The 14,936-nt window shown below is 58.6% G+C and carries 15 protein-coding genes; 8 read left to right on the forward strand and 7 right to left on the reverse strand.

Annotated elements, in window-relative coordinates; all coding sequences use genetic code 11:
- Positions 1-14 precede the first annotated feature (14 nt).
- From AC1RM7_RS00665 to AC1RM7_RS00680, 4 genes are all read right to left on the reverse strand, one after another.
- Entirely contained in the window at positions 15-272 is a 258-nt protein-coding gene (locus tag AC1RM7_RS00665; RefSeq protein ID WP_024921262.1) for a hypothetical protein, read from the reverse strand.
- A gap of 439 nt (positions 273-711) precedes the next feature.
- Entirely contained in the window at positions 712-969 is a 258-nt protein-coding gene (locus AC1RM7_RS00670) for a hypothetical protein (RefSeq protein ID WP_006020119.1), read from the reverse strand.
- A gap of 138 nt (positions 970-1,107) precedes the next feature.
- Positions 1,108-2,646: an ABC transporter substrate-binding protein gene (locus AC1RM7_RS00675; protein ID WP_024921263.1), complete on the reverse strand. Its 1,539-nt coding sequence runs from the start codon at positions 2,644-2,646 to the stop codon at positions 1,108-1,110.
- Between the two features lie 87 nt (positions 2,647-2,733).
- Complete coding sequence (locus AC1RM7_RS00680) at positions 2,734-3,345, reverse strand: hypothetical protein (RefSeq protein WP_492838293.1); 612 nt, start codon at positions 3,343-3,345, stop codon at positions 2,734-2,736.
- Positions 3,346-4,014: 669 nt separating this feature from the next.
- On the opposite strand from AC1RM7_RS00680, the gene minC reads away from it, so the two are divergent.
- The 3 genes from minC to minE are packed head-to-tail and all read left to right on the forward strand — an operon-like array spanning position 4,015 to position 5,819.
- Complete coding sequence (gene minC / locus AC1RM7_RS00685) at positions 4,015-4,707, forward strand: septum site-determining protein MinC (RefSeq protein WP_006020122.1); 693 nt, start codon at positions 4,015-4,017, stop codon at positions 4,705-4,707.
- Between the two features lie 18 nt (positions 4,708-4,725).
- Entirely contained in the window at positions 4,726-5,541 is an 816-nt protein-coding gene (gene minD / locus AC1RM7_RS00690; protein WP_006020123.1) for a septum site-determining protein MinD, read from the forward strand.
- Positions 5,538-5,819, forward strand: a complete 282-nt coding sequence (gene minE / locus AC1RM7_RS00695) for a cell division topological specificity factor MinE (RefSeq protein WP_006020124.1) — start codon at positions 5,538-5,540, stop codon at positions 5,817-5,819. The genes minD and minE overlap by 4 nt, the downstream gene beginning before the upstream one ends.
- Before the next feature lie 113 nt (positions 5,820-5,932).
- Here the strand turns inward: minE and AC1RM7_RS00700 are convergent, their stop codons facing one another.
- Positions 5,933-6,709 carry an SDR family oxidoreductase gene (locus AC1RM7_RS00700; protein WP_024921266.1) on the reverse strand — a complete coding sequence of 259 codons (777 nt, stop codon included), beginning with the start codon at positions 6,707-6,709 and terminating at the stop codon, positions 5,933-5,935.
- A 21-nt stretch (positions 6,710-6,730) separates the two neighbouring features.
- Positions 6,731-7,432 (reverse strand): GntR family transcriptional regulator, encoded by a 702-nt coding sequence (locus AC1RM7_RS00705; RefSeq protein ID WP_024921267.1) that lies wholly within the window; start codon positions 7,430-7,432, stop codon positions 6,731-6,733.
- 176 nt (positions 7,433-7,608) lie between these two features.
- Between AC1RM7_RS00705 and AC1RM7_RS00710 the strand changes: the two genes are divergently transcribed.
- The 5 genes from AC1RM7_RS00710 (at position 7,609) to kce (ending at position 14,294) form a co-directional block, all read left to right on the forward strand.
- Positions 7,609-8,865 (forward strand): ABC transporter substrate-binding protein, encoded by a 1,257-nt coding sequence (locus AC1RM7_RS00710; RefSeq protein ID WP_024921268.1) that lies wholly within the window; start codon positions 7,609-7,611, stop codon positions 8,863-8,865.
- 104 nt (positions 8,866-8,969) lie between these two features.
- Positions 8,970-9,848 carry a branched-chain amino acid ABC transporter permease gene (locus AC1RM7_RS00715; protein ID WP_024921269.1) on the forward strand — a complete coding sequence of 293 codons (879 nt, stop codon included), beginning with the start codon at positions 8,970-8,972 and terminating at the stop codon, positions 9,846-9,848.
- Positions 9,849-9,859: 11 nt separating this feature from the next.
- The gene (locus AC1RM7_RS00720) at positions 9,860-12,379 is read left to right on the forward strand and encodes a branched-chain amino acid ABC transporter ATP-binding protein/permease (RefSeq protein ID WP_024921270.1); all 2,520 of its coding nucleotides are present in this window, start codon (positions 9,860-9,862) and stop codon (positions 12,377-12,379) included.
- Positions 12,380-12,397: 18 nt separating this feature from the next.
- Positions 12,398-13,336 (forward strand): 3-hydroxyacyl-CoA dehydrogenase, encoded by a 939-nt coding sequence (locus AC1RM7_RS00725; RefSeq protein WP_024921271.1) that lies wholly within the window; start codon positions 12,398-12,400, stop codon positions 13,334-13,336.
- A 34-nt stretch (positions 13,337-13,370) separates the two neighbouring features.
- On the forward strand, positions 13,371-14,294 hold the full coding sequence (gene kce / locus AC1RM7_RS00730; protein WP_024921272.1) for a 3,5-dioxohexanoate:acetyl-CoA acetone transferase: 924 nt from the start codon (positions 13,371-13,373) through the stop codon (positions 14,292-14,294).
- Positions 14,295-14,384: 90 nt separating this feature from the next.
- Here the strand turns inward: kce and AC1RM7_RS00735 are convergent, their stop codons facing one another.
- Positions 14,385-14,702, reverse strand: a complete 318-nt coding sequence (locus AC1RM7_RS00735) for a hypothetical protein (protein ID WP_152544192.1) — start codon at positions 14,700-14,702, stop codon at positions 14,385-14,387.
- Positions 14,703-14,936: the final 234 nt, after the last annotated feature.

Consider the following 14,936-nt stretch of genomic DNA (forward strand, 5'->3'; position numbering starts at 1 on the left):
ATTGCACTTTGGGATTATCCACCCCACCAGGAGCCATCCAGGGTTTCGCTAAACTGGTCGCGGCCACCTGTCTTGCATTCAAGAATAGCCGCAGTGCGAAGCCGGACGGGATCACGCTCTCCTTTCGCGGCGCAGATCAGGATTCTATGCGCCATAAGTGCCTTGGTTTCTGAAGTGCGCTTTTGGGCGGGAAGCAGGGCCGCAACTTCATCCAGAATGGTTCTCAGCAGGGCGATCTCATCGGGGTTGAATAATGTGCGCTGAGAATTCATGGCACGCTCCTGTCGTAAGAAGCGTCAGATACCCGATCCAAGGGACGTTGTTAAACGATCAATCGGTAAGCTCGCATCAGTCAAGAGAGGTATGCTCGATGCCGGTTTCCTGTCCGTCCTTCAACCAGCGTCTCACGTCTGGGAGGTTTAACGGGTCAGGCTCGTCACACTCGATGCATCGATAGAAACGCGGCCCAACGCCTGTCTGCGGCAAAAGAAGCCGCTCCGGAAAATAGCAGTTTGGGCAGATGGGAGTCGTTGATCGGGCCATAGTGCAACTGTGAGATCAGAAGCTGCACGCGTCAATTGGAACCCCCGAATGGCGTTCGTTTGACGCATGGAGCGGTGAATTGTGGGGAAGAATGAGATCCCGCGTGCAACGCTCAAGCGTCGCTGGCGTTGCTAGATTTCCTGCGATGGACGCGGGCGCCGCGCGCAATCACACGAGCTCATTCTTCGCGTGTTTGGTCTCGAGCCCGTTCATTTGAATTGCGCGAACAACTGCGATCCGCGCGAACCAGATAGAACCGATCTCATCTGCAGCTTGAGCGATTGCATCGCGAGCATTCTTCCATTCACTGGTTTCCCTTTCAGCTTCTGAAAGCTCGTCGATATACCCAATGGCGTCGCGAAGGGTTGTCGCAACCGCGCCGTTCGGTAAGTCGATTTGCGCTGCAAACGTTTGATCCCAGGACATCACATAACTCCACGCAGGATTGTTAAAGCATGCAGGTTCTTGCCTGTTACGATCGTCGATAATTCCCGATTGAGTTAGAACATTGGCAATAATGTGCCTCGAAAGGGAGTTCACGCTTCGCCTGGGTGACATCGAACTCTATTCCAGTTCGATTGCCTGATACTTTCCGGTTTCATCCAACGCTGTACCCCACACCTTGTGAGAGGCCTGGTGTTCACCGCGCCCAAAATTAAGATATGTGCCAAGTCCCATGTCCAGGTTGCGCATACTTTCGAGCGTGTCGACGAGTTTCTCGGTGTCGAGTTGCGGACCGGCACGTCTTAGCGCTTCCACCAGCACGTTCGCCGCAACGTACCCCTCGAGCGAAACATAGTCCGGCGCTTCACCGGGAAAATATTTCGCCAAGGCCGACTTGTATTCGAGAACTACGCTCGAGTAACCGGCCACCGCGGGCACAACCTGCGTTACTATAACGCCAGCGGCATAGCGTTTTCCCAACAACATCAATTCATCGGCAAGGGCCGTGCTGCCGACGAACGATACATTGGTGTAAATCATCGCAGGATAGAGGTCGCGGGTTTTTTCAATGAACCTTGCGGCGGCTCGATAGGTCGCAACCATGACAATCGCTTTGATCGGCGTCTTATGCGCCTTTAACTGAGCAACTGCATCATCCACATCCACGGTGTTGCGCTGGTAATTAAGCCGCAGAACCGTGCTGTCGCCAGCTCCCAGCGTCCGCATCGCCTTGGCAACGCCGGCAAAGCCTGAATCTCCGTAGGGATCCTGCTGGGCAAAAACGGCGATCTGTTTCGACGGTATCCGTCGCACTTTCACCAAGTATCGCACCACGGCATCGGTCTCTTCTGCGTAGCTCGCGCGATAGTTGAACACGTAGCGGTCGGGCGGGTCCCGGCGGAGGAGATTGGCTCCGGTAAAGGCGCCGAAGAACAACATCTTTCGCTCAAGTGCGTACGGGACCGCGACGACAGCTGTGGGCGTTCCAACATTTCCGATGATGCCGAACACCCGCTCTTTCTCGTAAAGCTGCTTCATTGTCTCCGCGGTTCGTGTCGGCTCGTAGCCGTCATCTGCCGCTATCAGCCGAAGCATCCGGCCTTCCACGCCCCCGGCGTCGTTCACTCGATTAAAGGCAGCGTCGATCCCGAGTTTCATCTGGCGTCCAAGCTCCTTTGCGGAGCCGGAGAATGGTGCCGAAATCCCGAACCGGATTTCTCGATCGCTTACGCCGCGGACCGCCGTGCTTGCGGCACCGGGTGAAGTCGCTGGTGCTGCAGTTACGGGAGCGGCCGCACCGGGTGAGGCTGGCCCGGTTATCGATTTTTCGAGATCAGCGAGCTGACGTTCCGCCGAAGCGCAATCGATCTGACCTGCCGTTACTGCACGGCGGCCGTCCGCCACGGCGCGATCAAACAGCTGCGTAACGTCGGCGCGCTCAGCCTCGCCTGGCGAGGCTTCCTTGATCACGACGGCAAACTTATCGACGATCACCTGAATGCGGGGCCGGGCGATGTCGCGGCAGACCAGCGCCGAACCGATAACCGGCCCGACGCGACCCGCAAGGTCTCGGACAACATCCAGCTTGTCTCCAAGCGCCGCACCCGCGGAGCCTGCGAGCAAAACACCAAGTGCCGGAGCGATCCAACGACAGGTCATCGCTCACTCCACGAGACCACGGTCACACTGGACCTGTCGTGCAGCATCGTCAATTGTCCTTCGCGTTCCGGTCGCTCACCCTCGTGATTAAGGCACCTGAGCTGGTTTTTGCTGCCATTGCAAAAATTGCTGCAGCAGCGTTTCGGACTGCTCGTGCGTGGGAGCAGGCTGGTTGGTTCGGGCTGACGTGAGAACGGTCTGAAACTCTGAAACAGCGGATTTCGAATCCTCGCGTTCCTGAGTTGGCGCGTAAAGTGCGGCTTTCATCGATTGGAATATCCCGGAGGCGGATGAACCGGCGCCGTCTGGCTGTCGTGTATTGTCCTGCGAAGCAGGAACCATGATCACGAAGAAGAGTGCCACAATGGCCGAAATGCCGATGGCTGCGCCGAAGCGGCCGACGACGCCAAGCAGAGCCCGCCGCTGGTCACGGTCATGCGCGAATTCCGGCGGCTCGTGGATGACCTCAGGATCAAGGGGATGCTGCAAGGCTTCGGCAACCGCTCCCTCAAGCAGGGCGTCGTAGGAAGACCGAGTGGAAATTGGGCGCCGGATGCGCTCAGATCCCGTTTCTGAAAACTGGGATATCGATTCTGAAAGCGAGGCTGAAGGACGCGCCGATCTTTCACGCAACCAGCGCGGCGCATAATACAACGGATTTTGGGGATTGAGATGGTCCTGCGGGCTTAAGGTACTCATACGCTACTCCTCACAACGTTTAACCGCTTGGTCTCAGTCACCTCAGGGGTGATGTGGCCATGGCGGTGGATGGTTTCGTGGGTGTGATGAACAAGATTCCAGTGGTCAAAGCTGGCCGCACGGAAAAGCCGCGGGATCGGTCAAGACGAGACACAAAGTTTGGTAGTCGGGAAACTTGAAACAGGGCGTCGGATACCGGACCTGCATAATGCAATGTCGTCCGCTTCAGCCATTGAGTCATATCTCGCGGCTGCACCGTCCATAACGCTTTCATCGCCTGTCCCTCGGCAAATGTTCCGTCTGCTGAACGAGCGGCGGACAATCACCCACATTTGATGGAACCGCGACCGGACATTAGTAAGTCAAAAACTCGACCGAACTGAGATAAGAATCGGTTCCCGACAATTTTCAGTTGTTTTGATTCTATTTTTACAGCCGTTGATTGCGCAGAAAATTGTCTTTTCGGCAGATGCGATGTGTGTTCGGAGAGCGACGCAATCGCATATGAAAATGCTGCCGCAACAGATTCGATTGCAAGTGTGGAAGGCTTGTGTTGCCGGTCACACCGATAGTTGTTCGTTATCGCAATGAAAAAAGGCGCATTAACTAACCGTTAACCAACGCGGCTCAGTCTTTAACTATTCAATAACGAAGAGTGAGTCGGCGGTCATGGACGCAGAAGCGGTACCACAACGTCAATTGGTGCGTCTCCGGGGGCGGTCCTATGTCGCGTTCGTGTTTTCCCCAACGGTTCCAATTGTCGGTTGGCTTGAGGAAATAGACGCGACACTCGCGCGTTCGCCCGGATTTTTTGTCGGAAAGCCGGTCGTTCTGGATCTATCGGCACTGGCCCTTAGCCAATCCGCGATCGCTCATCTCGTCAAAAGCCTGGAAGATCGGAATGTCCGCGTTCTCGGGATCGAGGGCGTGGATGCGTCACTGCTCACCACGAGCATGCCGCCGATGCTGAGCGGCGGACGCCACTGCGTGCTCGAGCAGACCGAAACGAAGAAGCCGGAAGCGAAACCGCAACCAACGTCTCTTCTGCTGGAACAGCCTGTGCGCTCAGGCCAATCCGTCGTCTTTACCGAAGGCGACGTAACGGTGCTGGGTTCAGTCGGGTCCGGTGCCGAGATTGTCGCCGGCGGCTCAATTCATGTCTACGGAACGCTGCGTGGCCGGGCGATGGCGGGCGTCAATGGCAACGCGGCCGCACGGATTTATTGCCAGAAGATCGAAGCCGAGCTTCTGGCCATCGACGGTTACTACCAGACTGCAGAAGACATCAACGCGACGCTTCGCAATCGGCCCGCTCAGGCGTGGCTCGATGGCGATATCATGAGAATTACACCGCTGAATTAACCAGCGAAGGAGGTAAGGATGGCCAAAGTCTTGGTCGTGACGTCAGGTAAAGGCGGCGTGGGAAAAACGACTTCCACCGCCGCACTCGGTGCAGCACTCGCGCAAAGCGGGGAGAAGGTCGTTGTCGTCGATTTCGACGTCGGGTTGCGCAATCTCGACCTTGTCATGGGAGCGGAGCGCCGCGTGGTGTTCGACCTCATCAATGTTGTGCAGGGCGTAGCAAAGCTCTCCCAGGCGCTTATTCGCGACAAGCGCCTTGAGAATCTTTGGTTGCTTCCAGCGTCCCAAACGAGGGACAAGGATGCGCTGACTGAAGAGGGTGTCGGCCGCATTATCGAAGACCTGCGCAGCAAGTTCGACTGGGTTCTTTGTGATAGCCCGGCGGGCATCGAGCGCGGAGCGACCCTTGCGATGCGCTATGCGGACGAAGCCGTCATCGTTACCAATCCCGAAGTCTCGTCTGTGCGTGATTCAGACCGAATCATAGGCATGCTCGATTCCAAAACCGTGAAGGCCGAGAAGGGCGAACAGGTGAAGAAGCATGTGCTGATCACCCGCTACGACCCGGGGCGCGCCGCGCGGGGAGAGATGCTGAGCATCGATGACATCCTCGAGATTCTCGCCACGCCGCTTCTGGGGATCATTCCCGAGAGCCAGGACGTGCTGCGGGCTTCGAACGTCGGTTCTCCCGTTACGCTCAACAATGCTGCGAGCGCACCAGCCCGCGCCTACATGGATGCGGCCCGGCGCCTGATGGGTGAATCGATCGCAATGACAGTGCCGGTCGAGCGCAAGGGCTTGATGGACCGATTGTTGGGACGGAGGGCTGCATGAGCATGAATCTGTTGCGGCTGTTCAGCGGCCGTCCTGCTTCCGCGCCGGTTGCTCGGGAACGGCTGCAGATTCTGTTGGCGCATGAACGCGGCTTACGCGGCCAGCCCGATCTTCTGGCAATCCTGCGAGAAGAGATCCTTGCCGTGGTTTCACGGCATGTCGTACTCGATCCGGAAAAGGTCATCGTTCGGATGGACCGCGGCAAGAGCGTTTCGACGCTGGAGGTTGATATCGAACTTCCCAACGGATTCGACAAACGGATGGCAGCTGCTGTTTGACAATGGCTGCCTTCGGCATCTGCTGGCGCAGTTTCCCTTCACCGGATGTGTTTGGGCGCCAGGCGAGGAGAGGCATACCTTAAATGCTGGTAATCGCTGTTCCTGTTCCAGGACTAGCCCAGCATCTGTGTGTCGCCGCAGATGGAAATGGCCTGTCCAGAAATTGTCTTGCCGCGCGGACTGCACATGAAGATGATTTGATCTGCAAGTTGCTGCGGCGTGACATATTCCTTGATCGATGTGTAGGAAAATGCCGTCTGCTCCATCTGTGCGAATGAGATGCCGCGCTGCTGTGCCTTGGATTCAAGCACGCGCCGCTGGCGGTCTCCAGCCACCAGTCCCGGCAGGACGGCGTTGACGCGGATGTTATCCGGGCCGAGTTCGATGGAAAGGGATTTCGTGAACCCGATAACCCCCCATTTGGCAGCGGCATAGGGCGCACGCATCGCAAATCCAAGTCGTCCTGCTGCGGACGAAATGTTGACGATCGACGCGTTCTTGCTCTCGCGTAGCAGTGGCACAGCAAGACGAGTGCAGTTGAACTGTCCCGTGAGGCAGATATCCAGACAGCGATCCCAGTCCTCGGGATTGATCTCATCGACTTTGGCGGTCGGTCCGGCAATGCCGGCATTGTTGACCAGCACATCGAGACCGCCGAGAACGGAAGTCGCTTCCGCGAAAAGCGATTTCACCGCCGCGCGATCCGCGACATCGCAGACAGTTTGCGTCAACGTCGGATCGCTGGCTCTTAGTGCCTTAAGTGCTTCGGTATCGACGTCGCAAATGTGAACATTTGCGCCTTCGCCGGCAAACGCCCGCGCAATGGCGAGCCCGATTCCGTTGGCGCCAGCCGTCACCAGCACGCGCAGTCCCTTGATATCGAGATTCATGTCATCTCCAGGCAATAACAACTATTGTTCAGGAAGACCGCCGCGCGACAGAATGACCTCTGCGGCGTTGTTGATGTCGGCGGCGATCCCCTCGCGTGCGCCGGATTCATCCCCGGCCTTGATGGCGGCCAGAACCTTCGCGTGGAAACGCACGGCATCGCCTTTCGCCAGGCGTTCAGGATTGGCACGCAGGTCGAGGTTGATGACCGGCCCGGCCTTCAGCCAGAGCGCGCGGATGATGTCCACCAGAGTCGCCGAATGTGCCGCCTCATAGACGGCAAAATGGAACGATTTATTGTATTCAACCGCACGGGGCAGGTTCGGCTTGGCCGCACGGCTTTCCGAGCGCATCTCGGCTTCTGCGCGCGCGATGGATTTGAGATCGTCGTCGTTCCGATTTCTGGCGGCCGCGGCCGCGACATGTCCTTCGATCGCGATGCGCGCTTGTGTCAGATCGCGGAATTGAGCTGCCGTCATCAGACGCACGCGGACGGCGCGGTTCGGTGTCACTTCGAGCGCTCCGTCGGCCACCAGCCGCGAGACGGCCTCGCGCACCGGCATAATAGAGACGCCGAGGACCTCTGCGGTTTGACGCAGCGAAATCTTTTCGCCGGGCGCCATCCGGCCGGAGATCAGAAGGTCGGACAATTGCGCATAGGTGCGCCCGCCCAACGTCTGCCGGTCAAGCGGCTCAACTAGATCAAGCGCGGCGGGGCGATTCATGACCGTTTATCCTGCGGGGCGTGCATCGCGAAACAAGGGACTCGACAAGGCGACGATGGTTTGTCAGTCTAAGTGTGATCACAGATCACGGCAAGCGATATAAGCGCCAATAATCGCGCGGCGCCCGGCCGGAAAGTAAGCGCCGCGAAACGCGGCCGTCACAGGGAGGATGGCTTATGTCGATCAAGGATAAATTCACGCGACGTAATTTGCTGAAGACCGCCGGCGGTCTCGCGCTGGTATCTGGACTTTCCGCGCCGTCGATCCTGCGCGCTCAGTCGGCCGACGTCATCCGGTTCGGCCATCTGACACCGCGCACCGGCTTTCTCGGGCCACTTGGCGAATACGGCGTGATGGCCGCGGATCTTGCGGTGGAAGAAATCAATACGGCGGGCGGCGTGATGGGCCGCAAGGTCGAGTTGCTGAAGGAAGACTCGGTCAATCCGCAGACCGCTTCGACCAAGGCGGAACGCATGATCGAGCGCGACAAGGTCGCCTGTATCATCGGCGAGATTTCGTCGGCGTCGTGCCTGACCATCGCGCAGGTCGCATCGCGCAACAAGACGCTGTTCATCAACACCGGCGGCAACTCGGATGCGCTGCGCGGCAAGGATTGCCAGCGCTACATGTTCCATGTCGAGTCCCAGAACTCGATGTATGTGAAGACGGTGGGCCGCTCATTCCTTCAGGAAGGTCTCGTCAAGGGTAAGAAGTGGTACTCGCTGACGGCGGACTATGCATTCGGTCATGACCTGCTGCGCGTCGCCAAGCGCTTCATGGAGGGCAACGGCGGCCAGTTTGCCGGTGACGATCTGGTGCCGACCGACGCCACCGATTTCTCGGCCTATCTGCTGAAAATCCGTGATGCGAAACCGGATCTCGTCGTCATCAATCTCGCCGGAAACCAGATCACCAACTTCCTCAAGCAATATGCTGAGTTCGGCCTGACCTATCCGGTGGGGGGCTTCGGCTTCGACACCGCACTGGCCTGGGCTGCGGGCAAGGGTAACTTCGTCGGCACCTGGCCGGTGGTCTGGCATCATCTGCTCGACACGCCCGGCAGCAAGGCGTTCGTGGCAGCCTTCAGCAAGAAGTACGGGAAGCCGCCGGAAAATCAGGCGTGGGGCGATTACATCGCCACCAAGATCGTGGCGCAGTCCATGAACGATCTGAAGTCGGCGGAATCGCCGAAGATCATCGAGCACCTGGAGAAGGGTGCAAAGTTCGATCTTCTGAAGACCAGGCCGGGCTATTTCCGCGCCTCGGATCATCAGCTCATGCACGAGATGTATGCGGTGAAGGCCTTACCTGCAGCTCAGATCAAGAATCAATGGGACATCTTCTCATCGAGCGGTCCCGTACCCGGTCCGAACGAAGACCTCGAAGTCATCGCTGCTACCAAAGAAGAGAACAGTTGCACGTTCCCGTCGTAACACCGACTTGATGCGATCCTCCGGGGCATTCGGAGGATCGCACTCTTCTTTCCTTGTTTCGGCACACGTGTTGCGCGTGGCTCATCGATCGCGGGGCGGCGACTATGTCCGGTATATTGCTCGCACAGCAGATTCTGAACGGACTGCTTGACGGCGTTTACTACCTCCTGATTGCGCTTGGGTTATCGCTGATTTTTTCGCTCGGCGGCATCGTCAATCTTGCGCACGGCGCATTCTTTGCCATCGGTGCTTACCTTACTCTGGTGATCTCGCCTTATCTCGGGTTCAGCGGAGCATTTGTACTATCGCCGGTGGCGGTGGCATTGCTCGGCGTCGTGATCGAGCGGCTGCTGTTCCGGCGTTTCTATCGCGCCGATCCCATTCTCTCCCTGTTGCTGACATTCGGACTGGCGATGGTCGCGGAGCAGGCGCTGCGTATGATCTTCGGCGCGCCGCCGCTGTCATACTCGATCCCGCAGGATTTGCGCGGGCAGGTGGCGATCGGCTCGTTCATCTATTCGTTCTACCGCGTTGTCCTGCTCGGAATCGCCGTCGCCTGCGTCGCGGGATTATGGTTCCTGCTGAGAAAAACCGCATTCGGCCGTGTGGTGCGTGCGGGCGTGCAGAACCCGGACATGGTCGGCGCACTCGGGATTTCCCTGCAGCCTTACATGTCCGCTGTTGCTGCACTCGGTATCGGGCTTGCGGGACTGGCCGGTGTGCTGCTCGCGCCGATCTACGCGATCCATCCGGCGATGGGCAATGAGATCATCACACCGGCCTTCGTCGTGGTGGTGATAGGCGGTCTCGGATCGTTCTGGGGCGTCGTCGTTGCCGCGCTGTTAGTTGGGCTGGTGAAGGGCGTCATGGTCGGCATCGGCTACTCGGCGGCATCCACTGCTGCGATTTATTTCCTTATGCTTCTGGTGCTTGTGTTCAGGCCGCGCGGTCTGTTAGGCGAGCGAATCACGCGCTTCGAGTGAGGCCGTCTGTCATGCTCAAGCGGATTCCCGTTCAACTGGTCATTGCCGCCATCGGGTTGCTCGCGTTGCCGCCGGTGCTGGTCGCGCTCGGCCTGACGACGACGTCGGCCACGGAAGTCGTCGTGTTCGGCATTGCCTGCATGGCGCTGAACATTCTCGTCGGTCATACCGGACTGGTGTCGTTCGGTCATGGCGCATGGTTCGGGCTTGCGGCCTACGCCGCGGCACTGCTCCAGCGCAACGTCATGCCTGATTCATTTTTCGGTCCCGCGATCGGCGCCATCCTCATTATTGTGCTCGTCGCAGTGCCGTTCGGTTTTCTCATCCTGCGGCGGCGAGGGGTCTACTTTTCGCTGCTGACGCTGGCACTGGCTGCGATGCTCTACACGGTGTCGTTTCGCTGGACCGATGTGACCGGCGGCGAGAACGGCATCGGCGGGATCGTCCGTCCGGCGATTTTCGGCTTCAACCTTGATTCCCAGGTCAACTATTACTGGTTCGTCGCATCCATCGCCTTCGTGGTGCTGGTGCTGCTGTGGCGTTTTCATAACTCGACTGTCGGCACCGTATTGGTGGCGATCCGCGAAAACGAGCAACGTGCGCGATTTCTAGGTTATCCGACCAATCGCTACAAACTCGCGGCGTTCGTACTTTCTGCGGCCCTGACCGGTCTCGCCGGCATCCTTCTACTTTACAAGAACCGGATGACATCCGCGGACCCGATCTCGGTGGCGTTTTCCGGCGAGCTGTTGGCCATGGTCGTGATCGGCGGTATGCGCAGTTTCCTTGGTCCTGCGCTGGGCGCGCTGTTCTTCATCCTGTTTCGCGAGTTTCTCGGTATCTACACCGAAAACTGGCTGCTCTGGTTTGGCCTCGTATTTGTGGGCTTTATCGTGTTCTCGCCGAACGGCCTGATCGGCGTGGGTGAGAAACTTCTTGCGCCGTTCCGTAAAAGGATCACGGAGGAAGCAGCGATGTCGGCCCGCAAGGTCGAGGCGTTGCCGCTGCCGGAATTCTTGCGGCCGAAAGCCGTGATCGAAGGGCCGGTGCTGGCCGCCCGCGACATGGTGAAGAGTTTCGGCGGCATCAAGGCGGTGCAGGGAATCAATATCTCAATCGCCGACCGAACGCTGCATGCGCTGATCGGCCCCAATGGCGCCGGCAAGACCACGGCATTCAATCTGCTGTCCGGCATGTTTCCACCGGATGAGGGGCAGGCCTCGCTGATGGGCAAGCCTATTGCCGGTCATTCACCGGAGGAGATCGCTGAAGCAGGCATCGGCCGCTCATTCCAGATCACCAATCTGTTTCCGGAACTGAGTGTCGGCGAAAATATCCGCCTCGCGGTGCAGGCGCGCCATCCGCGCCGGTTCGATCCCTTCACCAATGCGCTGTCTATTGAGGCGATCAACCGCGAGACCGACGAGGTCATCCGTTATCTGGGCCTCGCGGGCATCGAGAAGGCGGAGGCGGGCGCGCTATCCTATGGCGGCCAGCGGCTGCTCGATATGGGCGTTGCGCTGGCGACCGCGCCGCGTGTGCTGCTGCTTGATGAGCCGCTCGCGGGGCTTGCCGCTGCCGAGCGTGAACGCATTGGAGCGATCATCAAGCGCATCTCGTCTGATCTACCGGTGCTGCTCGTGGAACACGACATTGATCGGGTCTTCCAGCTCGCGGACCATGTGACGGTGATGAATGAGGGGCGTGTGCTGCTTGATGGCACCGTCGAGGATGCGCGCAGCAGCAAGAAGGTTCAGGAGATCTATATTGGCTCCGGTGCTGCCGCCGTGGCGGCAAAGCCGCGCGAGACATCGGCGAAAGCAAGCGCCTTGCTCACTGTAGCAGGCGTCGACACGTTCTACGGCAAGAGCCATATTCTCAACGGCGTGAATTTCACGCTGCATAACAACGAAATCGTCGCGCTGCTCGGCCGCAACGGCGCCGGAAAGTCCACGCTGCTGAAGACGCTGGTAGGCATCGCGCCGGCATCAAACGGGTCGATCAAGCTTGCCGACGCTGAACTTGTCGGGCGTGCATCCGCCGAATGCGCGCGGCTTGGCATCGGTTATGTCCCGCAGGGGCGAGGGTTGTTCGCGGGCATGAGTGTTGAACACAATCTCGAGCTGGGCGGCTTGAAACGACAGACCGGTAATGGCGTACATTGGACCCGCGAGCGGGTTTACGAATACTTCCCGCGTATCCGGGAGCGGCTGGACAGCCCCGCGGACTATCTGTCTGGCGGCGAGCAGCAGATGGTGGCGGTGGCGCGCGCGTTGTCGGGTGACGTGCGCGTGCTGCTGCTCGATGAGCCGTTCGAGGGACTCGCTCCCGCCGTCGTCGAGCAACTGTTCGAGGCGTTCGACCGGTTGCGCAAGGAGGTCGCGATCATCATCGTCGACCATCATCTCGATCTTGCGCTGGCTTTGTCGGATACGACAGTGGCGCTTGAGCGTGGGCGTATCATTCATGAGGGGCCCTCGAAGGCTCTGCGCGACGATCTCGATCTGCGGCGCAAGGTATTGTGGTTGTAAGGCGAAAGACAAGAAAATATGTCCAGTAAAAGAAGCGTCGCCATTGTCGGAGTTGGTTTGATCGGACGCGCCTGGGCCGCAATCTTTGCGCGCGCGGGCTGGAATGTGCGTATCACCGATCCGCATGCGCCGACATTGAGTGCTGCGCCCGATCTTATTAGGGATGAGCTGCGTTCGCTCGCGAAGCATGGGCTTGCCGAGGACCCGGATGGCGCAGCGGCGCGTGTCTCGGTGGCGAGCGATCTGGCGGACGCCCTGAAGGACGTTGAATTCGTCCAGGAGAACGGTCCCGAAAAAATTGACGACAAGATTGCGCTGTTCGCCGAGCTGGATCGTCTTGCCGCGCCGGATACGATCCTGGCGTCGTCGACATCGGCCATCGTGGCTTCACGTTTCACGGAGAACCTGAAAGGCCGTGCCCGCTGTCTCGTTGGTCATCCGGTCAACCCGCCGCATCTGGTGCCTTTGGTCGAGCTTTGCGGTGCGCCGTGGACATCCCCTCAGGCAATTTCGCGTGCACGCGAAATCTATCGCGCCATCGGTCAAGTGCCGGTCACGGTAAACAAGGAGATCAACGGCTTCGTCCTCAATCGGTTACAGGGCGCGCTGCTGGCGGAAGCTTTCCGGCTGGTGGGCGAGGGGTACATATCGGCCGAAGACCTCGATCACACTGTTAAGGATGGCCTCGGGTTGCGATGGTCATTCCTCGGGCCGTTCGAGACAATCGAACTCAACGCGCCCGGTGGTATCCCGGATTACTGCGCGCGCTACACCGGGTTTTACAAGGAGCTCGCGGCAGCGTCCGCCGGACCTGAGGTGTACCAGAGCCCTAACGTCGAACGTGTCATCAAGGCTTGGCCGCACCTGCCAACGCCTGAGCGCGTTGGAAAATTGACGATCCGCCGCAACGAGCGTCTCGCGGCGCTGGTTGCGCACAAGGCCAAACAGAGCGACTAGTTCCACGAGCCTGCAAAGAAGAAAGAGACAAGAAATGAGCCGCAAAATCATCATCACTTGCGCTGTGACCGGCGCGATTCATACGCCGTCGATGTCCAAGGCGCTGCCGGTGACGCCGCAGGAAATCGCCGACGCTGCTATCGGCGCGGCGGAAGCGGGCGCAGCTATCGTTCATCTTCACGCACGCAATCCCAAAACTGGCCAGCCAGATCAGAGCCCGGAAGCGTTTGCGCCATTCCTCAAGGTGATCAAGCAGCGTTCAAATGCGGTGGTCAATCTTACGACCGGCGGTTCGCCAACCATGACAGTCGATGAACGGGTCCGGCCGGCGGAATTTTACAAACCGGAGGTCGCATCGCTGAACATGGGGTCGATGAACTTTGCGTTCTTCGGCATGCTCAATCGCTTCAAGAAATTCGAACACGAATGGGAGCGCAAGCATGTCGAAAACAAGGATATCGTCTTCCGAAATACGTTCCAGGACATCGAGTATGTGCTGAGCAAGCTTTCGGGAAGCGGAACACGCTTCGAGTTCGAGTGCTACGACACCGCTCATCTTTATAATCTGAAGTACTTCCTCGATCAGGGCTTGGTAAAGGCTCCACTGTTTGTGCAGACGGTGTTCGGTTTGCAGGGCGGCACCGGTGCCCATCCGGAGGACGTGCTGCATATGAAGCGCACAGCGGATCGGTTGTTTGGCGATCAGTACGTTTGGTCCGTATTGGGTGCCGGCCGAAACCAGTTACCGATCGCGGCAATGGCGGCTGCCATGGGTGGCAACATCCGCGTCGGACTTGAAGATTCCCTATGGGCAGCGCCGGGCCGCATGGCAGAGTCCAACGCCGAGCAGGTGCGCCTGGCGCGCAAGATTATCGAGGGGCTCGGCCTGGAAGTCGCCACGCCTGATGAGGCCCGCGAAATCCTCCATCTCAAGGGTGGTGACACCCTTGAAGTCTGATTGTCCTGGATAAAAAGCGGTTCTGTCGCTGACGGAAATCGCGATCAACTTTACGATAGCACCAAGGTCGGATGCGCAGTTACCTGACTATCAGGACTGGTTTGCGGCCTTGGGACGCGCCTCTGGATCGCGCGAGAGTCTCGCGCGTATCAGGTCAATTCCGGCCCGCAAGAAATAGCCGACCGCCAGTCCGGCGAAGACACCGAGCACTTTGACGCCAGCATCCCGCAGGCGAGCATGGCGGCCGAATGAGGCGACCTGTGCAAACTCAATAACGAAGACGGCGAGCACGAGCGAAAGCCCAATAAAGGAAATTCGGTTCGGATAGGCGAGCGTGAACAGCGTCGCGACCGTGAGAAGAGCGAAAAATCGTTCAACGCTGCCCGGCAGGTGAGTGACCGGACGCAACCCAATCGGGCCGTCCGTTATAATCACGATTGCGAGAATCGAAGTCCACGCAAGCACCTGAAATGTGGTTCTGAGCATTACGCTTTGCTTCGCCTTTAGATCTCACGCCGTTCTGACGCGCTTATAGAGCCAATTTTATACATCCAATCCTGTTCTGATCGGTAGGTTAACAAAGCGTTAATCGATGCAATCATTTTGAGGCAAGGTAAGCCTAACAAGCGATGAGATCCCGCA

Source organism: Afipia sp. GW822-FHT03D08, assembly GCF_058801645.1.